Annotated in this window: 19 protein-coding genes; 16 read left to right on the top strand and 3 right to left on the bottom strand. The window is 69.8% G+C overall.

Features of this window, described 5'->3' with window-relative positions; translation table 11 throughout:
• From AB0M48_RS24490 to AB0M48_RS24475, 4 genes are all read left to right on the top strand, one after another.
• A partial coding sequence (locus AB0M48_RS24490) for an RIO1 family regulatory kinase/ATPase (RefSeq protein WP_363846577.1) occupies positions 1 to 82 on the top strand: 82 nt, incomplete at its 5' end.
• Positions 83 to 94: 12 nt separating this feature from the next.
• Positions 95 to 535: a nuclear transport factor 2 family protein gene (locus tag AB0M48_RS24485; RefSeq protein ID WP_363846080.1), complete on the top strand. Its 441-nt coding sequence runs from the start codon at positions 95 to 97 to the stop codon at positions 533 to 535.
• Between the two features lie 13 nt (positions 536 to 548).
• Entirely contained in the window at positions 549 to 1,223 is a 675-nt protein-coding gene (locus AB0M48_RS24480; RefSeq protein WP_363846078.1) for a TetR/AcrR family transcriptional regulator, read from the top strand.
• A gap of 142 nt (positions 1,224 to 1,365) precedes the next feature.
• Complete coding sequence (locus tag AB0M48_RS24475) at positions 1,366 to 2,604, top strand: PHB depolymerase family esterase (protein WP_363846076.1); 1,239 nt, start codon at positions 1,366 to 1,368, stop codon at positions 2,602 to 2,604.
• Here AB0M48_RS24475 and AB0M48_RS24470 read toward each other — a convergent pair.
• Complete coding sequence (locus AB0M48_RS24470; protein ID WP_363846074.1) at positions 2,585 to 4,045, bottom strand: amidase; 1,461 nt, start codon at positions 4,043 to 4,045, stop codon at positions 2,585 to 2,587. The two genes, AB0M48_RS24475 and AB0M48_RS24470, sit on opposite strands and share 20 nt — an antisense overlap.
• A 175-nt stretch (positions 4,046 to 4,220) precedes the next feature.
• Here AB0M48_RS24470 and AB0M48_RS24465 point away from each other — a divergent pair, with 175 nt between their 5' ends.
• Both AB0M48_RS24465 and AB0M48_RS24460 read left to right on the top strand, forming a co-directional pair.
• Positions 4,221 to 4,805 (top strand): helix-turn-helix domain-containing protein, encoded by a 585-nt coding sequence (locus AB0M48_RS24465; RefSeq protein WP_363846575.1) that lies wholly within the window; start codon positions 4,221 to 4,223, stop codon positions 4,803 to 4,805.
• A gap of 20 nt (positions 4,806 to 4,825) precedes the next feature.
• Positions 4,826 to 6,772, top strand: coding sequence for an ABC transporter ATP-binding protein (locus AB0M48_RS24460; protein WP_363846573.1), 1,947 nt, complete (start codon positions 4,826 to 4,828; stop codon positions 6,770 to 6,772).
• On the opposite strand, the gene AB0M48_RS24455 is transcribed toward AB0M48_RS24460, so the two are convergent.
• Together AB0M48_RS24455 and AB0M48_RS24450 are read right to left on the bottom strand one after the other, a co-directional pair.
• On the bottom strand, positions 6,748 to 7,251 hold the full coding sequence (locus AB0M48_RS24455) for a nuclear transport factor 2 family protein (protein ID WP_363846072.1): 504 nt from the start codon (positions 7,249 to 7,251) through the stop codon (positions 6,748 to 6,750). The genes AB0M48_RS24460 and AB0M48_RS24455 overlap by 25 nt on opposite strands.
• Positions 7,252 to 7,320: 69 nt before the next feature.
• The gene (locus tag AB0M48_RS24450; RefSeq protein WP_363846069.1) at positions 7,321 to 7,584 is read right to left on the bottom strand and encodes a UBP-type zinc finger domain-containing protein; all 264 of its coding nucleotides are present in this window, start codon (positions 7,582 to 7,584) and stop codon (positions 7,321 to 7,323) included.
• Between the two features lie 56 nt (positions 7,585 to 7,640).
• On the opposite strand from AB0M48_RS24450, the gene AB0M48_RS24445 reads away from it, so the two are divergent.
• From AB0M48_RS24445 to AB0M48_RS24400, 10 genes are all read left to right on the top strand, one after another.
• Positions 7,641 to 9,308, top strand: coding sequence for an FAD-dependent oxidoreductase (locus AB0M48_RS24445; RefSeq protein ID WP_363846067.1), 1,668 nt, complete (start codon positions 7,641 to 7,643; stop codon positions 9,306 to 9,308).
• Positions 9,308 to 10,720: an ATP-binding protein gene (locus tag AB0M48_RS24440; protein WP_363846065.1), complete on the top strand. Its 1,413-nt coding sequence runs from the start codon at positions 9,308 to 9,310 to the stop codon at positions 10,718 to 10,720. The genes AB0M48_RS24445 and AB0M48_RS24440 overlap by 1 nt, the downstream gene beginning before the upstream one ends.
• Positions 10,721 to 10,761: 41 nt before the next feature.
• The gene (locus AB0M48_RS24435; RefSeq protein ID WP_363846063.1) at positions 10,762 to 11,301 is read left to right on the top strand and encodes a hypothetical protein; all 540 of its coding nucleotides are present in this window, start codon (positions 10,762 to 10,764) and stop codon (positions 11,299 to 11,301) included.
• Positions 11,302 to 11,572: 271 nt separating this feature from the next.
• Positions 11,573 to 12,943 carry a glycoside hydrolase family 43 protein gene (locus tag AB0M48_RS24430; RefSeq protein WP_363846061.1) on the top strand — a complete coding sequence of 457 codons (1,371 nt, stop codon included), beginning with the start codon at positions 11,573 to 11,575 and terminating at the stop codon, positions 12,941 to 12,943.
• Between the two features lie 11 nt (positions 12,944 to 12,954).
• Positions 12,955 to 14,394 carry a family 43 glycosylhydrolase gene (locus tag AB0M48_RS24425; RefSeq protein WP_363846059.1) on the top strand — a complete coding sequence of 480 codons (1,440 nt, stop codon included), beginning with the start codon at positions 12,955 to 12,957 and terminating at the stop codon, positions 14,392 to 14,394.
• A gap of 53 nt (positions 14,395 to 14,447) precedes the next feature.
• Positions 14,448 to 15,422: an arabinan endo-1,5-alpha-L-arabinosidase gene (locus tag AB0M48_RS24420; RefSeq protein ID WP_363846057.1), complete on the top strand. Its 975-nt coding sequence runs from the start codon at positions 14,448 to 14,450 to the stop codon at positions 15,420 to 15,422.
• A 173-nt stretch (positions 15,423 to 15,595) separates the two neighbouring features.
• Positions 15,596 to 17,071: a family 43 glycosylhydrolase gene (locus AB0M48_RS24415; RefSeq protein WP_363846055.1), complete on the top strand. Its 1,476-nt coding sequence runs from the start codon at positions 15,596 to 15,598 to the stop codon at positions 17,069 to 17,071.
• Between the two features lie 187 nt (positions 17,072 to 17,258).
• On the top strand, positions 17,259 to 18,074 hold the full coding sequence (locus AB0M48_RS24410; RefSeq protein ID WP_363846052.1) for a rhamnogalacturonan acetylesterase: 816 nt from the start codon (positions 17,259 to 17,261) through the stop codon (positions 18,072 to 18,074).
• 39 nt (positions 18,075 to 18,113) lie between these two features.
• Positions 18,114 to 18,950: an SGNH/GDSL hydrolase family protein gene (locus tag AB0M48_RS24405; RefSeq protein ID WP_363846050.1), complete on the top strand. Its 837-nt coding sequence runs from the start codon at positions 18,114 to 18,116 to the stop codon at positions 18,948 to 18,950.
• A gap of 47 nt (positions 18,951 to 18,997) precedes the next feature.
• On the top strand, positions 18,998 to 20,143 hold the full coding sequence (locus AB0M48_RS24400; protein ID WP_363846048.1) for a hypothetical protein: 1,146 nt from the start codon (positions 18,998 to 19,000) through the stop codon (positions 20,141 to 20,143).
• Positions 20,144 to 20,274 lie beyond the last annotated feature (131 nt).

The raw sequence follows: 20,274 nt of genomic DNA, 5'->3' as shown, positions 1-20,274 counted from the left end.
CACGCACGGCGACCTCTCGGCGTACAACCTGATGGTGCACGACGGCAGGCTGGTCGTGATCGACAGGTTGTCGCAAAACTAGAGGAGAAGGCTCATGACCACGCTCGACGATCGCGCCGAACTGATCGAACTGATCAGCCACTACGCCGACATCGCGGACTTGAAGGAGTTCACGACCCTGCCCGGCCGGGTCTTCACCGACGCGCTCACGCTGGACTTCGGGTCCGTGACGGGCATGCCGGAGATGACGATCCCGCTGGCGGACTACGTCGAGGTGCTCCGCGCCGCCTTCGCGCCGTTCACGGCGACCCACCACGCCATCACCGGTCACGTCGTCGAGATCGACGGTGACACCGCGAAGATCCACGCCCACGTCCGCGCGGAACACTGGCTGCCGGCCGCCGACCGCTGGCTGGTCGTCGGCTTCTACGACAACGAGGCGGTCCGCACGCCGGACGGCTGGCGCCTCACCCGTGTCAAGCTGACCGCGATCCACCAGGAGAACCAGCCCGAGCTCGCCACCGCCGTGAACTGAGGAGAACCGCACGATGCCGCGGATCCGCGCCGCCACCATCGAGGAACACCACGAGATGGTGTGGGCCGACCTCACCGAGGCCGTGCGGCGGCTGCTGCTCGAACGCGACTACGACTCGATCACCATGGGCCACATCGCGACCGAGGCCGGTCTCGCGCGCAACACTCTCTACAACTACGCCGCCGACAAGAAGACGCTGGTGCTCGAACTCGCCCGCCGGGCGAGCCGTCCGCTGGCCGAGCAGGTGTCCGCGATCGCCGCGCGGTCCCGGCAGCCGGCGGCGGAGAGGCTGCGGGAGATCATCGAGGTGATCCTGGCCGGGTCGACGAACCACGCGATGCGGCTGATGTTCCTCCCGAGCGCCGGCCCGTTGGTCGCCGACCTGCCGGACGGGCACGACAACCCGTTCACCGCGCTCGTCGTCGAGGTGGAGAAGGTCGTGCGGGACGGCATCGCCGGTGGGGAATTCCGCGATGTCGACGACGTGCAGCTCACCGTGGAGCTGCTGTCGGGTGCCATGCGCGCGGGATGCGACCGCATCAGCCGGGATCCGGCCTCCCTCGCCGCCACCGTCCGCGCGGCGCAGCGGATCACGCTGGCGTCGATCGGCATCGACACCGGCATCGACGCCGCGAAGGGCGTCACCACGCACGACAACGGCGTGGTCACGACCGCGAAGGACGGGTGAGCCCCGCAACTCGTTCGTCGAACGCCTCACCACTTTTGTTGGTCGAAACTTTGACGACCGTCACCAAAGTGAATAGCTTCGCACTCCGGGAGGATCGGCAGCCCTACCGGAGGTCGTTGTGATCACGCGCAGGAAACCCCTCATGGCCATCGTCATCGCCGTGCTCGCCCTCGCCGGCGTCGTGCCGGCGACACCGGCGTCCGCCGCGTCGCTGGTGGAGGTGACCGGCTTCGGCGACAACCCCGGCGGCATGCGCATGCACGTCTACGTGCCGGACACCCGCCCGGCCAGGCCCGCGGTCGTCGTCGCCATGCACGGCTGCGGCGGCTCCGGACCCGGCTTCCACTCGAGCAGCGAGTTCAGCTCCCTCGCCGACCGGCACGGGTTCGTCGTCATCTACCCGAGCGCCCAGCAGGAAGCCGGGTTCGGCAAGTGCTTCGACACGTGGTCCGACGCGGCCAAGCGGCGCGGCGGCGGAAGCGATCCGGTGTCGATCGTGTCGATGGTCACCTACGTCCAGCAGCGCTACGGCGGCGACCGGGACCGGGTCTTCGCCACCGGGTCGTCCTCCGGCGGCATGATGACCAACGAGATGCTCGCCCTCTACCCGGACGTCTTCAAGGCGGGCGCGGCGTTCATGGGCGTGCCGTTCCACTGCTTCGCCGACGCCGCCGACTTCCCGCCCCCCAACAGCAGGTGCACCGGGGGCGGCGGCCTGAACCGCACCCCGCAGGAGTGGGGCGACCTCGTCCGGCAGGCCTACCCCGGCTACACCGGCCCGCGTCCGCGAATGCAGCTGTGGCACGGCACCGCGGACACGCTCGTGCCGTACTCGTTGCTGCAGGAGCAGATCGAGCAGTGGACGAACGTGTTCGGCCTGAGCCAGACCCCGACGTCCACCGACACCCCGCGCCCCGGCTGGAACCGCAGCCGCTACTCGGACAAGGTCGAGGCGTACAGCATCCAGGGCGCCGGGCACAGCCTGCCGTCCGCGGGCATGGCCGCCGCGGCCCTCGAGTTCTTCGGCATCACCGGCGGCGGTGACCCGACGCCGGGCACGTGCGGCGTCAAGGTCACCGTCAACGCCTGGAACAACGGGCTGACCGCCGGTCTCTCCATCACGAACACCGGTACCGCGGCGATCAACGGCTGGTCCCTCGCCTTCACCCTGGCCGACGGGCAGAGCATCAGCTTCGGCTGGAACGCCACCTACTCGCCGTCCTCCGGCCAGGTCACCGCCCGCAACGGCCGCCACAACGCGGCGATCCCGCCCGGCGGGTCCGTCGACATCGGCTTCCTGGCGGCCCACAGCGGGAACACGGCTCCCCCGTCCTCGTTCACCCTGAACGGCACGACCTGTGTCACCGGGACGCGTGCTTGAGGCCCTGCTCCGGTGCCTGAAAACCGCCGGTCACCTGCTCGAGCAGTTCGGCCAGCCGCAGCGGAGTGCGGTCCTCGAACATCGGGCCGATGAGCTGCACCCCGACCGGCAGGCCCTCCGGGGACCTGCCCGCGGGGACGGCGGTGGCGGGCAGGCCGGGCATGGTGGCCAGGCCCGCCCAGACGAGCTGGTCGAAGTACGGGTGCTCGACGCCGTCGACGTCGACGCGCCGCTCCAGCGGGTTGGGGCTGCGGTCGTGCGGGAACGCGGGCGTCGGCGTGATCGGGCAGACCACGACGTCGAACTCGGTGAACAGCTGCCGCCAGCCGTGGCGGTGGACCTCGCGGCGGCTGTTCGCCTCGAGCCAGTCGTGGTGGCTGCACTCCATGGCACGCAGCCGCACGGCGTCAAGACTCTGGTCGTCCGCGCTGGTTCGCAGCCGGTCGTGCGATCCGATGGGAAAGCGTACGACGGAGCCCGCGACCAGCAACCGCATGTAGAGCGTCGCGGCTTCGGTCAGATCGGGCAGCAGCGGACTGTGCCGGTCGACCTGGGCGCCGCCCTCGACGAGCGCGGCGGCCACTCGGTTCACGGCTGCCCGCACAGCGGACCCGGTCGGGATGAGCGGATGCTCGTCGAGCACCAGGACCCGGAAGTCGCGGAGCCGCTCGTGGCGGGAGGGCGGCGGAGTCAGGTCGTACGCCTTGCCGTGCGTCAGCGGGTCCGGTCCGGCCATGACGTCGAGCAGGAGCGTGAGGTCGCGGGCGGTGCGCGCCATCGGCCCGACCACGGCGAGGTCCAGGTCGACCGGCAACGCCGGCTCGTTCGGCGCGACCATGCCGCGGCTGGCCGCCAGTCCGAGCGTCGGCTTGTGCGCGTAGACGCCGCAGAAGTGCGCGGGGGTGCGCAGCGAGCCGGCGATGTCGGAGCCGATGGACAGCGCGCCGAACCCGCACGCCAGGGCCGCGGCCGACCCACCGGAGGATCCGCCCGGCGTCCGGCCGTGGTCCCACGGGTTCGTAGTGGTGCCGTAGATCTCGTTGAAGCTCTGGATGTCCTGCAGTCCCAACGGCACGTTGGTCTTGCCCAGCACCACCGCCCCCGCGGCCTTGATTCGTGACACCTGCACCGCGTCCTCGGCCGGCACGAAGTCCCGGTGTCGCGGCATGCCCCAGGTCGTGGGCAGCCCGGCGATGTCGTACGACTCCTTGACCGTCACCGGAACGCCGAGCAGCGGCCGGTCCTCGCCACGCGCGCGTGCCTGGTCGGCGCGGTGTGCGGTGGCCCGCGCCCGGTCGAAGTCCGGCACGCAGATCGCGTTGACCACCTCGTCGTCGCGCTCGATGCGGGCGATCGCTTCCTCGGTCAGTTCCACTGATGTCACCGCGCCGGCGCGCATCGCGGAAACGAGTTCTTCGGCCGCATGAAAGCTCCATCCCATGATTCGGACGCTATTGGCATGCCGAAGAGGGCACGAAATTCCGGATCACAAAAGAGGGAGGGCCTTCACCGACGAAGTCGCGTGCGACACGTCATTCCATTTGACGGAGTGAGCACTCACTCCGCAGTATGGGTGCATGACACCAGCACCCGAGACCCGGCGCAGAGCGCCGAGCATGAGCGCCGAGGACCGGCGCGCCATGATCGTGCACGCGGTGCTGCCGCTCCTGGTGGAGCACGGCGCGAACGTGACGAGCAGCCAGATCGCCCGCGCCGCCGGCATCGGCGAGGGCACCGTCTTCCGCGCGTTCAAGGACAAGGACGAACTCTTCGACGCCTGCACGGCCGAGGCGCTGAAGCCCGATCACGTGCTCGACGCGATCGCCGAGATCCCTGTCGACCAGCCGTTGGAAGACCGGCTCGCCGAAGCCGCCGAAGCGCTCGGTGCGCACCTGGAACGGATGGGCGCGCTGATGGGCGCCCTGCACGCGTCCGGCCGGGTCAAGCACCGCGACCAGCGCCCCGAGGGCCGTAGTCGCTCCTGGAAGGGCGGGCGCCGCGAGTCGATGGCCGCCATCCGAGGGGCGATGGTCGAGCTGTTCACGCCGGAGAAGGATCGGCTGAGGCTGCCGCCCGAGCAGCTCGCCGCCCTCTTCCTGACCCTGTTGTTCGGCGGCCGCCGGCTGGCGCCGGACGTCGGTGCGCCCACCACGCGCCAGATGGTCGACTTCTTCCTCCACGGCGCCGTGGAGGCTGGATGATGCCGGGCGGCGGGGGCGGCATGGAGTTCGTGCTGGCCCGGCGCGGCCGCCGGCGGCGCGCCACGACGGTGCCGGACAGCGGGCTCACCGGACCGGTCGACATCCCCGAACCGAAGCAGGAGGACGGACCGAAGGATCTGCGCTCCCGGCTGAAGCGCGCGAAGACGTCCGTGGCGGGCACCGTCCGCGGCCTGCCGAAGGTCGCGAGGCTGACGTGGCAGGCCAGCCCGGTCCTGACCGTCCTGCTGGTGCTGATCACGGTCCTGTCCGGACTGCTGCCGACCGTGACCGCGTACATCGCGAAGCTGCTGCTGGACTCCGTCGTCGCGGCGATCCAGCACACCGGCACCACGGGTGACATAGCGAAGGTCGCGGTGTTCCAGTTCGGCGTGCTCGCCGCGTCCGCGATCAGCAGCGCGCTGACGTCGATCGCGCAGTCGCTGCTGCAGGAACGCATGACGCTGACCATCCGCCACCAGGTGATGGCGCACGCCAGCGACCTGCACCTCGCGTACTTCGAGGGCTCGACGTCGTACGACATGATGCGTCAGGCCGCGCAGGAGGCGCCGACGCGGCCGCTGTCGATGATGAACTCCGCGCTGGGGCTCCTGCGGACGCTGATCACGTTCACCAGCATGATCGCGCTGCTCGTCTCGATCAGCCCGCTGCTGGCCCTGGTCGCGCTGGTGGCGCCGATCCCGGCGTTCATCTCGCAGTCGAGGTACGGCTCGCGCGCGTTCTGGCTGACCTTCATGATGTCGCCGATCAAGCGGCGGATGGACTACCTGTCCTCTTTGGTCACGACGGACACCTACGCCAAGGAGACGAAGCTGTTCGGGCTCGGCCCGTACTTCGTCGACCGGTTCCGCCGGCTCGGCACGGTCTCCTACGAGCGGCAGCGGAAGCTGACGATCAACCGCAACATCAGCTCGACGTCCTGGGGGCTGTTGAGCACGCTCTCGGGTTCGGCGATCACGTTGTACATCGCGCTGGAAGCGGTCGGCGGACGGCTCACGCTGGGAGACCTGGCGCTGTACACGGCCGCCGCGGCGTCCGTGCAGACGTCGGTCACCGGGCTGTTCACGGCGTTCTCGGGGATGTACGAGAACAACCTCTACCTCGACACGCTGTACCGGTTCCTCGACACCAAGCCGGAGATCACGGCACCGGCATCACCACGGCCGATGCCGTCCACAGTGGAGGGTCACATCGAGTTCGAGTCGGTGACCTTCAGCTATCCGGGAGCCGAGGAGCCGGCGCTGGACGACGTCAGCTTCGAGATCCGGCCCGGCGAGACGGTGGCGGTGGTGGGCCGCAACGGCGCGGGCAAGTCGACGTTGTTCAAGCTGCTCTGCCGTCTCTACGACCCGACCGGCGGCCGCATCCTGCTCGACGGCGTCGACATCCGCGAGTACGACCCCGTGGAGCTGCGCACGCGGATCAGCGCGATGTTCCAGGACTACGTGACGTACCAGGGAACGGCCGCGGAGAACATCGGCCTCGGCGACCTGACGCGGCTCGAAGACCGGCCGCACATCGAGGACTCGGCCCGCCGCGCCGGCGCGGACGAGCGGATCGAACGGCTGCCCCAGGCCTACGACACCCCGCTCGGCCGCTGGTTCGACCAGGGCGTCAGCCTGTCCGGCGGCGAGTGGCAGAAGATCGCGCTGGCCAGGGCTTTCCAGCGGGAGGCGCCGATCCTGGTGCTCGACGAGCCGACGTCGGCGCTGGACGCGCGGGCCGAGCACGACCTGTTCGCGCGACTGCGGGAGCTGTCGGAGGGCCGGACGACGCTGTACATCTCGCACCGGTTCTCGACCGTGCGGCAGGCGGAGCGGATCTTGCTGCTCGAGCACGGCAGGGTCGCCGAGTACGGGACGCACGAGGACCTGATGGCGGCCAAAGCCGGGTATGCCGAGCTGTTCACGCTGCAGGCGCAGGCCTACTTGGACGAAGTGCCCGGCTGAGTGACGTGAGGCGGTCCAGCGCCGGCTTCGCCGAAACGGCCGTCGAGCTCCCCCGGCGCCAGGACCTCGGTGGAGTTGTGCTCACGGACGATTCGCCACCCGTCCGGCGTCCGGCGCCACACGAGCGAGGTCGTGGTCCGGATGTCCGTCACACCGCCGGATGTGACGATCCGGGCCACGAACCTCAGGGTGGACGCGGCCAGGTCGCCACCCGCGACGACGTGCGGTCCGTCGTCGACCGCGTGGTGCGCGGACACCATCTCCCGGAAGGCGGGCTCCCAGATCGAGCCGTAGCCGGCGGCGGTCGTCGCCACCCGGTGTTCGGGGTCGAAGTCGTCGTAGAGGCGAACGTCCGGTGAGCCGAAGTCGTAGAACTCGCCGAAGGCGCGCCGGAAGTCGAAAGGCGCGTCTCCTTCGCGACGGTCCCAGCCGAACACCCACCGGCCGTGCAGATCCGCGATCAGCTGTTCATCGTCCATGATCTCGACGCTAGGACCGCGCGAGGATGTCAGGCAGGGTGCGTCACACCCACCTTCCCGCGTCGAAGGTCACACGACGGTGTTGTCCACGAAGCACCAGCGCCAGGTCTCCCCCGGCTCGAACGAGCGCATGATCGGGTGCGTTTCGTCGGCGAAGTGCTTCGAGGCGTGCTTGGCGGGCGACGAGTCGCAGCAGGCGACCTTGCCGCAACCGAGGCACAGGCGCAGGTGCACCCACCGGCCGCCGTCGGCCAGGCAGTCCTCACACCCCTCCGGCGTCGTGGGGGTGGGCTCGGGCCCCAGCTCGGCGACGTGCGCGCAGGTAGTGGTCACGGCCCGACGGTACCTCGATCGCAGACGCTGGCGAGTCCGGGTGTTTGACTGGGCGCATGACGACTGCCGGTCGCGTCGCGCGGCCTTCGATCCTCACGGTGGACGACGACCCCGCCGTGTCGCGGGCGGTGGCGCGCGACCTGCGCCGGAAGTACGGCGAGCAGTACCGCGTCGTGCGGGCGGAGTCCGGGGCCCAGGCTCTCGAGGCGCTGCACGAGATCAAGCTGCGCGGCGAGGAGGTCGCGGCGTTGCTCGCCGACCACCGGATGCCGCAGATGAACGGCATCGAGTTCCTCGAGCAGGCCATGGACGTGTTCCCCCAGGCGCGCCGGGTGCTGCTCACCGCGTACGCCGACACCGACGCCGCGATCCAGGCGATCAACGTCGTGGACCTCGACCACTACCTGCTCAAGCCGTGGGACCCGCCGGAGCAGAACCTCTACCCGGTGCTCGACGAGCAGCTGCGGGCCTGGGCCGTGAGCGACCGGCAGCCGGCACAGCGGGTGCGGGTGATCGGGCACCGCTGGTCGCCGCGGTCCTACGAGGTGCGTGACTTCCTGGCACGCAACAACGTTCCGTTCCGCTGGCACGCGCTCGACGAGCCGGAGGCACGCTGCCTGCTCACCGCGGCGCACCAGGACGGGACGACTCTGCCGGTCGTGGTCACGGCGCAGGGCAAGGCCCTGGTCGACCCCTCCGACGCGGAGCTCGCCGCCGAGGTGGGCCTGAGCACGGAGCCGTCGGCCGAGTTCTACGACCTGATCGTCGTGGGCGGCGGACCCGCGGGGCTCGGCGCCGCGGTGTACGGGGGGTCGGAGGGGCTGCGGACCGTCCTGGTCGAACGGATCGCGACGGGCGGCCAGGCCGGCACGAGCAGCCGCATCGAGAACTACCTGGGCTTCCCCGACGGCGTGTCCGGCGGCCAGCTGACCGAACAGGCCCGCAGACAGGCGGTCAAGTTCGGGGTCGAGCTGCTCACCACGCGCGACGTCGTCGCTCTGGAACGCCGCGGAGCCGCGCGCGTCGTGCGGTTCGGCGACGGCACCGAACTCGCCGCGCACACCGTCATCCTCGCCACCGGCGTCTCGTACCGGTTGCTCGACGCGCCCGGACTCGGCGAGCTGACCGGGCGCGGCGTGTACTACGGCGCCTCGACCACCGAAGGCCCGAACTGCGCCGGTCAGGACGTCTACGTGGTCGGTGGCGCGAACTCCGCGGGGCAGGCGGCCGTCTACTTCTCCGGGCACGCGCGCAAGGTGGTGATCCTGGTGCGGGGTGACTCGCTGGAGCAGTCGATGTCGCGGTACCTGATCGACCAGCTCTCGGCGATCCCGAACGTGGAGGTGCGCACGCAGACCGAGGTCCGCGGCGGTACCGGTGAGGACCACCTCGAGACGCTCACGTTGCTGCACAACAAGACCGGCGAGACGACGACCGTCGAGGCGAGCCGGTTGTTCGCGTTCATCGGCGCCGCCCCGCGCACCGACTGGCTGGACGGCACGCTGGAAAGGGACGAGCGCGGCTTCCTGCTCGCCGGACCCGACCTCGGCGGCTCACCTCCCGGGTGGGACCTGGAGCGGGCGCCGTACCACCTGGAGACCAACATGCCCGGTGTGTTCGTCGCGGGCGACGTCCGGGCGGAGTCGGTGAAGCGCGTCGCGTCCGCGGTCGGTGAGGGTGCCATGGCGGTCACCTTGGTCCACCGCTACCTGGAGAGGTCGTGATGGAGAGGCTGACCGCGGATGAACTGCGCGAGCTGTTCCTGTTCGAGAAGCTCGACCAGGAACAGCTCGACTGGCTGGCCGCACACGGCCACGTCGAGACCCGCGGCGCGGGCACGGCCGTGCTCACCGAGGGCGAGCCGGCGACGTGCTTCTTCGTGCTGCTCGGAGGAACGGTCGCCCTGTGCCGCAACATCGGCGGCCAGCGCGTCGAGGTGAGCCGCAGCAGCCTGCGCGGCTCGTACTTCGGTGCCACCCAGGCCTACCTGGAGCTCGACCAGCCGACCTACCAGATGACCGTCGAGTCGATCACCGCCACGTCGATGCTGCAGTTCGACGCCGACGAGTTCGGGCCGATGGTCCGCGCGTGGTTCCCGATGGCGATGCACCTGCTGGAGGGCCTGTTCTGGGGCATGCGCAACACCCAGGCGACGGTCGGCCAGCACGAGCGGCTCACCGCGCTCGGCGCACTGTCCGCGGGCCTCACGCACGAGCTCAACAACCCGGCCGCGGCCGCCGTGCGGGCGACCGCGGCGCTGCGCGAGCGGGTCGCGGGAATGCGGCACAAACTCGCCCTTCTCGCACAGGGGGCGATCGACCCGGCCGTGCTGCCGGCCCTGGTCAAGCTCCAGGAGAAGGCGGTCGAACGAGTCGCCAAGGCACCGAAGCTCAGCCCGCTGGAGGCCAGCGACGCCGAGGACGTCGTCGCCGACTGGCTCGACGACCAGGGCATCGGCGGCGGCTGGGACGTCGCGCCCGTCCTGGTCGCGGCCGGGCTGGACGTCGAGTGGCTGGAGGAATCGCTCGCCTCCTGCCCTGCCGCTGTCACCGGATCCACCGTGCACTGGCTCAGGTACACGGTCGAGACCGAGATGCTGATGAACGAGATCGAGGACGCCACCATCCGAGTGTCCACTTTGGTCGGTGCAGCCAAGCAGTACTCGCAGATGGACCGGGCGCCGTTCCAGGTGGTCGACGTGCACGAGTTGCTCGACTCCACCCTGGTCATGTTCGGCGGGAAGCTCACGGGCGTGCAGGTGGTCAAGGACTACGACCGGACGCTCCCCCGCATCTCCGCGTACGCCGGAGAGCTCAACCAGGTGTGGACGAACATGATCGACAACGCGCTGAGCGCGATGGGCGGGCCGGGAACGCTGACGGTGCGGACCTTCTGGCAGGACGAGCACCTCGTCGTGGAGATCGGCGACACCGGCCCCGGCATCCCTGCGGAGGTCAAGAGCCGGATCTTCGAACCGTTCTTCACGACCAAGCCGGTCGGCCAGGGCACCGGACTCGGCCTGGAGATCTCGTGGCGGATCGTGGTCAACAAGCACCACGGCACCATCCGCGTGGAGTCCGCACCGGGTGACACGAGGTTCCAGGTCTTCCTGCCGCTGGAGACGTCAGGACTGTGACGGTCGAACGCCACCGAAGATCCACACCCACCAGGAGAGGCATGCCGATGATTCCCGAAGACCTCGCCGTGTGGCGCAGCCTGCAGGACGCGGGTGCGTCGAACCCCTGGTCGGACGGCCTGCGCCTGCTCGCCGACGACGAGCTGCCGGCGGCGCTGGACACCGGTTACCTGACCGCCGCGGACCTGGCGAACCCCGACATCGTCGCCAACGTCAGGGCGATCGAGGAGACGGCGGCGCTGATCACCTGGGTCGCCGAGGACGAGGACGAGGGCCGGGCGTTCGGTTACTGGCGCGGTCCGGACGACCTCCCGCTCGCCTCGGCACCGGTCGTGGGTCTCGACAACGAGGGCCAGTTCCAGCTCCTGCGGGGCACCACCCTCAGCGAGGCCCTGAGCGACGAGTACGGGCAGTGGGCCGACGAAGGCTATGCCGGCCTGGTCGCGCTGTGCCGGGCCCAGGGCGTGACGATCAGCACCGACGATCCCGACGAACTCCCGGAGCCGGCGGTGTCGCCTGCCCCGGCCGAGCACCACGTCGCCCGCTACCGCGAGTTGCTCGCGAGCAGTGGCACCGGATGAGCGACGAGATCGTGAACGCCACGCCGTAGGTCCTGGCCGTGGTCGAGCAGATGGCGGGCCTGCCGTGGCCCGACGGTGTCGAGTAGCGGTGGATCGTCGAATTCTCGTCGAACGGCGGGCGACGAGAATTCGACGACACCCGCCGGACCTGGTTGTTATCGCTAACTTCCGAGTTGACCCAGCACAGAGCATTGCCAGGACCGGCAGCCTTGCCACATAGTGTTAGCGCTCACTGTCCGAGCCTCCTCTCAATGGCGCTAGGAGCCGGTCCATGCGTTTCCCCCTGCCGCGTGCCGTCCGCTCGTTCCGGAGGCGTGTGCTGATCGCGGTCACGGCCGCGTTCGCCGCCGGAGCGGCTGTCGTCGCCCCCGGTCCGGTGGCATCGGCCGCCGGCCCCGTGCCGCACTACCTGATGACCGCGTTCACGAACAGCAGCGAGTCGAACATGTACGTCTACGACTCGGCGAACGCCACCAGCTTCACCCAGGTCCGGGCCAACGCCTACACGCCACCGTCGGGACTGATCCGCGATCCCAGCGTCCTGCGGCACACCGATGGCTACTACTACCTCGTCTACACGACGAACTGGACGGGCGACACCATCGGCTTCGCCCGCAGCGCGGACTACGTGTCCTGGACGTTCCTGCGCAACGTCCGGGTAGGACTCAACGGGGCCACCGGCAGCACGTGGGCGCCGGAGTGGTTCAAGGACTCCGACGGCAGCGTGCACGTGGTCTTCTCCGCGTCCACGACCGGAACGGCGGGACAGTTCCGGCCGTACCGGATCACCGCGACCAACGCTGACCTCTCGGCGTGGAGCAGCCCGGTGGCGCTCGGCATCCCGGCGAACTTCATCGACAGCTTCCTGGTCAAGATCGGCGGGACGTACCACAACTTCCTCAAGAACGAGACCACGAAGTACATCGAGCACGCCACCGCCACCTCGCTCAACGGGCCGTGGACCTTCGTCGGCACGGGCAACTGGGCGGGCTGGGGCTCCGGGCTCGAAGGGCCCGCGCTCGTGCGGCTGCCCGACGGCCGGTGGCGGATCTACTTCGACCAGTACGGCCAGCGGCGGTACTTCTACGCCGACAGCACGGATCTCACCAGCTTCGGCGCCAAGGCCGAGCTGGCCGGGCTGTCCGGCACCGCGCGGCACTTCACCGTGCTGCGGGAGGACTCCGGCGACGGCACGGCGGTGGCCACGGGCGCCCGGTCGTTGCGCTCGGCCAACCTCCCGGACCGGTACGTCCGCCACCGCGACAACCTCGGCTTCGTCGAGCCGGTGAGCTCGTCCAGCGCCCTGTCTGCGCGCCGGGACGCGACGTTCACCGTCGTGCCAGGCCTGGCGAACGCGGGCTGCTACTCGTTGCGCTCGGTGAACTTCCCCGACCGCTACCTGCGGCACTACGACTTCCGCGTCCGGCTGGACACCAACAGCGGTGACGCGGTGTTCGCCCGTGACGCCACGTTCTGCGGCCGGGCCGGTCTCGCGGGCGGAGGAAGCACGTCGTTCGAGTCCTACTCCCACCCCGGCCGGTACCTGCGCCATTTGAACTACGAGCTGCGCGTCGACTGGCGCACCTCCGGCTCCGCGTTCGCCGGTGACGCCTCCTTCACCGTCGCCGCACCACTGGCCTGAAAGGACAGACGATGAAGACCGTTCTCCTCCGCTTGGCCGTGCTGGTGCTGGCCGCCGTGACCTGCGTGGCCGGAATGCCCGTGCCGCAGGCGGGTGCGGCGCCCGCGGTGCGGTACACCAACCCGATCGCGGAACGGCGTGCCGACCCGCACGTCTTCAAGCACACCGACGGCTTCTACTACTTCACCGCGACCGTCCCGGAGTACGACCGGATCGTCCTGCGCCGCGCGACCACCATCCAGGGACTGGCCTCCGCGCCGGAGACCGTGATCTGGCGCAAGCACTCCAGCGGCGAGATGGCCGCCCACATCTGGGCACCGGAGATCCACTTCATCAACGGGAAGTGGTACGTCTACTTCGCGGCGGGCCGCAGTGACGACGTCTGGCGCATCCGGATGTACGTGCTGGAGACTTCGAGTGCCAACCCGCTGACCGGAGCGTGGACCGAGCGCGGCCGCATCACGACCCCGTGGGACACCTTCGCCCTGGACGCGTCCACGTTCGTGCACAACGGCGTGCGCTACCTGACCTGGGCGCAGCAGGAACCGGGAATCGCCACGAACTCCAACGTCTACCTCGCCCGCATGGGCGCGAACCCGTGGACGATCACCGGCACGGTGACCCGGCTGGTGGTGCCGACGCTCGCGTGGGAGACCCGCGGGTTCAAGGTGGCCGAGGGACCGGCGGTGTTGCAGCGCAACGGAAAGGTCTTCCTGACCTACTCGGCCAGCGCCACCGACGCGAACTACTGCCTCGGCCTGCTGACCGCGTCGGCGTCGGCGAACCTGCTCGACCCGGCGGCGTGGACCAAGAGCGCCAACCCGGTGTTCACCAGCAACGACGCGACCGGTCAGTACGGGCCCGGCCACAACTCGTTCACGGTGTCCGAGGACGGCGCCAGCGACGTCATGGTCTACCACGACCGCAACTACCGCGACATCAGCGGCGACCCGCTCAACGACCCGAACCGCCGCACCCGCGTGCAGAAGGTCTACTACAAGGCCGACGGCTCACCGGACTTCGGCATCCCGGTCGCCGACGGCGCCACGCCGGTCAGGCTCAGGTCCTACGCCGCCACCGACCGCTTCGTGCGGCACTGGGAGTACCGCGCGCGCCTGGAAGCGAACGTGGCGCCGTTGGCCGACTCCCAGTTCAAGCCCGTCACGGGGCTGGCCGGCTCCGGCTCGGTGTCGCTGGAGTCGACCAACTTCCCCGGCTACTACCTGCGGCACCGCAACAACGAGCTGTGGGTCGAGCGGAGCGACGGCAGCACCCTGTTCCGCAACGACGCCAGCTTCACGCAACGGGCGGGCCTCGCGGCCGCCTCGGCGGTGTCGTTCGAGTCGGTGAACTTCCCCGGCCGCCACATCCGCGTCAGCGCGGGACTGCTCTACCTGCAGGCGGTCACCGACGCGCAAGGCCGGGCGGACGCGACGTTCGTCCTGGAGTGACACGGTCTTCCACCGCCGCCGCGACAACTCCGTCCAAGAGATCGAGGTGTCTCATGGCCGCTTCGAGGAAGTACGCACTGGTCAAAACGATCCTGGTGGCGGCGGTGGTCCTGACCACCACCGTCGCGACGGCACCGCACGCGTCGGCCTATCCCCTGCCGGGCCTGGTCACCGGGGACGTCGGCGTGCACGACCCGAGCGCGGTGAAACGCCCCGACGGGAGCTACCTGGTGGCGCACACCGGCAGGGACATAGCGCTCAAGGCCTCGACCGACCGGATCGCGTTCCGCAACGCGGGTTCGGTGTTCCCCGGCGGCACGCCGTGGGCTTCGTCCTACACCAACGGCGACCGCAACCTCTGGGCGCCGGATCTGTCCTATCGCGACGGACGCTACTGGTTGTACTACTCGGCTTCGACGTTCGGCTCGAACCGGTCGGCGATCTTCCTCGCCACCAGTCCCAGCGGAGCGTCCGGCACCTGGACCAACCGAGGGCTGGTCGTCGAGTCGCGGACGTCGGACAACTTCAACGCCATCGACCCGGACCTGGTGGTGGACGACCAGGGCCGCTGGTGGCTGAGCTTCGGCTCGTTCTGGTCGGGCATCAAGATGATCGCGCTCAACCCCGCCACCGGCCTGCGGTCCGACTCGGTGATCCGCTCCGTCGCGGGCAGGAACGGCGGGGCGATCGAGGCGCCGAACATCGTCAAACGCGGGGCCTACTACTACCTCTTCGTCTCGTTCGACTACTGCTGCCGCGGCGCGTCCAGCACGTACCGGGTGATGGCCGGCCGCTCCACCAGCGTCACCGGCCCGTACGTCGCCCGCGACGGCACCGCGATGACGTCCGGCGGCGGCACGGAGGTCCTGGCGGGCCAGGGCAGCGTGCACGGGCCTGGCCACCAGGACGTCCTCGCCGACGTCGACGGAGACCTCCTCGTCTACCACTACTACACCGACAGCGGCGCGTCGCGGCTCGGCATCAACCTGCTGGCCTACGACTCGGCCGGTTGGCCGTTCCTGCGCTAGCGGCGCGACCCGGAACGTCGGCGAGGTAATCCACGCCCAGCAGGGCACCTCGCGGCACCGCCCCCACGCCCCCGTACATCCAGTACGAGGACGTGGGGGCGGCACCACGATGCACCCGTCTGACCGCGAATTCCCCCGGCAACGTTCCGGGCCACACCACTAGGGAGAACACCTTGACCTCGATCACCAGCCGATGGCGCACCACCACCGTCCTGGCCGCCACGGTCACCCTGCTGGGCGGCATCACCGCCGCCGTGCCGACGGTGGCGTCCGCCGCGGTCGTGGACACCAGCGCGTCGTACGCGCTGGTCAACCGCAACAGCGGCAAGGCGTTGGACGTCTACGAGAGGGCCACCGCCGACGGCGCCCGGATCGCGCAGTACGCGCGCAACGACGGTGCCTGGCAGCTGTGGCAGTTCGTCGACTCCGGCGGCGGCTACTACCGGGTGAAGTCCCGGCACAGCGGCAAGGTCCTGGACTTCCCGTCGACCGCGGACCGCGCCGGGCTCGTGCAGACGACGGACGCCGGCCGCACCGGCCAGCAGTTCCGGCTGGCCGACTCGCCCGACGGGCACGTCCGGCTGGTCAACCGTGCCAGCGGCAAGGCCGTCGACGTCCTCGACTTCTCCGCCGCCAACGGCGCGCAGGTGATCCAGTGGCCCGACACCGGTGGCACGAACCAGCAGTGGCAGCTGGTGAAGATCGGCGCACCCGGCAACGTCACCAACCCGATCAAGGCCAGTGGGCCCGACCCGTGGCTGCAGTTCCACAACGGCTACTACTACCTGGCCACCACGACGTGGAACTCCACGATCACCATGCGCCGCTCCCGCACGCTGGCCGGCCTGTCGAGCGCGGCGGACACCGTGGTGTTCTCCCTGTCCGGACGCCCCAACGGGTGCTGCAACATGTGGGCGCCGGAGTTCCACCTGCTGAACGGCCGGTGGTACCTGTACTACGTGGCCGGGCAGAACGTGCCCGACTACAACCCCACCCAGCGCCTGCACGTGCTGGAGAGCGCGGGCACCGACCCGATGGGCCCGTACACGTTCAAGGCGGACCTGGGCAGCACCTGGGAACTCGACCCGAGCATCCTGCAGCACAACGGGAAGCTGTACCTGATGGGCAGCGCGATGGACGGCACCCAGAGCCTGACCATCACCCCGCTGTCCACCCCGTACACCATCAGCGGCGCGCGGCGCACCATCTCGCAGCCCACCCTGGCGTGGGAACGGCAGACCGCGCCGGTCAACGAGGGCGCGGAACCGCTGTACCGCAACGGCCGCACCATGATCGTGTACTCGGCCAGCGCGTGCTGGGGTCCCGACTACAAGCTCGGCCTGCTCACCCTCACCGGGTCCGACCCGCTCAACCGCGCGCACTGGACGAAGTCGCCCAACCCGGTGTTCCAGCGCAACGACGAGCACGGGGTGTTCGGCCCCGGCCACAACGGGTTCTTCAAGTCCCCCGACGGCACCGAGGACTGGATCGTCTACCACGGCAACACGAGCGCCTCGGCCGGCTGCGGCATGGAGCGCTCCGCCCGCGCGCAGAAGTTCACCTGGAACGCCGACGGCACGCCGAACTTCGGCACCCCGGTCCCGCTCGGCGCCCAGCTCCCCGCGCCGTCGGGCGAGCCGGCCGGATGAGGCGACCGTCCTGATCAGACTGTTCCAGGATGTGAATCGACTGCCGCGGAGGCGAATCCGCGGCAGTCGATTCGATGTCGAAACACATGAATTTCCGTGCCCTGTCGCGCTTTCCAGCCCGTGCGCGGCATACTCCGAGCTGCTGGAAAGCGCTTACCAACGCCCCTGCGGCTTCGAAGGGAACTCCATGCTCCTGAGGCGCACGTCCGCCGTCATCGGCATCGCCGCCGCCTTTTCGCTCCTCTCCACAGCGGTCGCGGGATCCGGCGCGGCGGCGACACCCGTCACCGTCCACGTCGCGGGAGACTCCACCGCCTCCACGTACACCTCGGCGCTGGCTCCCCGGGCCGGGTGGGGTCAGGCGCTCCCGGTGTTCTTCGCCGGCGGTGTGGTCACGGCGAACGAAGCGCTGTCCGGAGCCAGTTCGAAGAGCTTCGTGGACCTGGGGCGTCTCGACCGCATCCTGTCCAGGATCAAACGGGGTGACTACCTGCTCATCTCCTTCGGTCACAACGATCAGAAGAAGGAGGACCCGGCCCGCTACACCGAACCGTCGACGACGTACAAGGCCTATCTCTCGCAGTACATCGACAGAAGCCGGGCCAAGGGCGCGAAGCCGGTGCTGGTCACGTCCGTCGAACGGCGCCGTTTCACCAGCACCGGGACCGCCTCCCCCAGCCACGGCGCGTACCCGGCCGCGATGCGCGAGCTCGCGGCGGCCAAGGGCGTCCCCCTGATCGACCTCACCGCGTCCAGCACGGCGTTGTGGAACTGCGCGGGCGTCGAGGGAACGAAGAAGTACTTCCTGCACCTGCCGGCCGGGCCCTGGCCCAATTACCCGGACGGGGTCGAGGACAACACGCACTTCCAGGCCGCCGGAGCGATCGAGGTGGCCCGGCTCGTCGCCACCGCCCTGCGCGACCAGCGCGTCCTGCCGCACACCTCGTTCCGCCGGCTCACCGCCCCGGTCCCGGCGAGCGCGATCGCCTGGCCCGAGGACTGAAGTCCGCATCAGACATCCCCTGCCTGTCTGGAGAACCCCGTGAAGAAACGCGTTCTGGCCGTGGCCGCGCTCGTCGTCCTGCCGCTGCTCACCGCCGCCGGCCCCGCGTCGGCCGGCGAACCCGTGTGCACCCCTGCCGGCACGGCGCCGGCCGGCGCGGCGGCCGTGAAGGTCTGGCTCGCCGGCGACTCGACGATGGCGGATCCGAGGTCCAGCTGCCCGGTGGGCTGGGGCAGCCGGTTCGACCCGCTGTTCACCGGCGACGTCACCGTGGTGAACAGCGCCGTGGCCGGGCGGAGCATCCAGACCTGGCTGTACGAGTCCAACGTGCAGAGCACCAAGGACGCGGCGGGTGAGTGCGTCGTCAGCCCGAGGACGTTCCACCAGCGCTGGCTGACCATGCTGGACCCGGCCGCCGGCATGAAGGCCGGCGACTACCTGATGATCCAGTTCGGCATCAACGACGGCAGCCGGGACTGCCCGCGGCACGTCGGAAGCGCACGGTACAAGGAACTTCTCACGCTGATGGCCAAGGCGGCCAAGGACCGCGGCGTCACGCCGATCTTCCTCACGCCGGTCTCGGCGATCAGGTGCAGCGGCAGCACGGCCGTCGGCACGCGCGGCTTCCTCACCGAGACGGCCGACGCGGGCAGGGCCGCCGGCGCCACCGTCATCGACCTGCACAAGCTGAGCTACACGCTCTACAACACGCTGAGGCTGTGCCCGAACGACGGCGACTACACCAAGGGCCCGGTCGGCGCCTTCTTCTGCAACGACCACACGCACTTCGAGGCTGCCGGAGCCGAGCAGATCGCCCGTGTCGTGGCCAAGGCCCTGCGCGACCAACGCATCCCGCTGTCCGGCTACCTCAGGTAGGACAGCCCGCACCCTCCGCCGCCGCACACACCGAAAAGGAGATTCGCATGCTCTCGACCAGGTGGCGCATCGGCGCGGCCGTGGCGGCGGCGACCGTGCTCGGAGGTCTCGCGCCGGCCACCGCCTCGCCTCAGATCATGGCCTGCGGTGACCGGACGTTCAACGCCGAGGCGGTGCTCAACGGCAGCACGTGGACCTCCCGCAACGGCAGCCGGACCGTCTACACCGGCGCCGACATGCGGTCCGCCGTCCAGGCCGCCATCGACAGCCTCACCGGGGGACGCACCTCGAAGCAGTGGGTTCTGGTGCGCGGCAGCGGGTCGGTCGCCGCGGGCTCGCGGATCTCGTTGCCCAGCTACACCGGCATCGACGTCTGCGGCACGATCAACGTGACCGGCACCGGCTCCGGCGACCAGGCCCCGATCTACTCCAGGGGCACTCGCGACGTCGAGGTGCGCCACCTCAGCGTGACCGGCCGCCCGCTGTACGGGATCTTCCTGCGCAACGTCGACAACGTCGTGCTCGGGCAGATCGACCTGCGGCTGTCCGGTGGTCTCGGCGTGCGCATCGACAACCGCGGCAACACCAGCGTGCGCAGCCGCAACATCAGGATCGACAACGTCTTCGCGTCCGGCGCGAGCAGCCACGCCGTCGAGACCTACGGCGTGGACGGCCTCACGATCGGCACGGTGACCGCTCGCAACGTGGGCGAGTCCGGGCTGCTGCTCAACGACACCATCAACGCCACCGTCGGCACGGTCGACGCGGAGAACGCGGGCGCGGGCACCGGGTACGCGGCGTTCCGCACCGCCAACCGCAACGGCCGCGTCGGCACCGGTTACCCCACGAACATCCGGGTCGGCACGGTTCGCGCCCGTGGCGGCGGCCGGGGTGTGTTCTGCGTGTCCGAGAGCGGCGGGCTCACCATCGACCGGATCGACCTCGCGAACACCGGCGGCAACGCGGTCCTGATCGAGAACTGCACCAACGTGACCCTCGCGGCGCAGAGCGGCACGGTGACCGGCGGCGGAGAGATCCGGCTGGCCGCGCGCTCGGAGTTCCCGAACAACCGCGACATCACCGTCCAGAACCTGACGGTGACCAACTCGTCGGTGCGGGAGAGCCCCTGCGGGACGAACACGACGTTCCGCAACCTCACGTTGAACAACAGCACGTCGAACGTCTGCTCCTGACGGCGATCGGGTGAGTCGTGCCGCCGGACCGGCGGCACGACCACCGGCTCCGGTATTGACAGGGCTCGCATCTGCGCCTGACCATGGAAGCGCTCTCATAACCGGTCTGGACCATTTCCCGGACCGGGGAC

This window comes from Lentzea sp. NPDC051208 (assembly GCF_040682435.1).
GTDB classification, from domain to species: domain Bacteria; phylum Actinomycetota; class Actinomycetes; order Mycobacteriales; family Pseudonocardiaceae; genus Lentzea; species Lentzea kristufekii.
The sequence above is the reverse complement of the archived record's forward strand: the minus strand, read 5'-3'. Positions and strand labels throughout refer to the sequence as shown.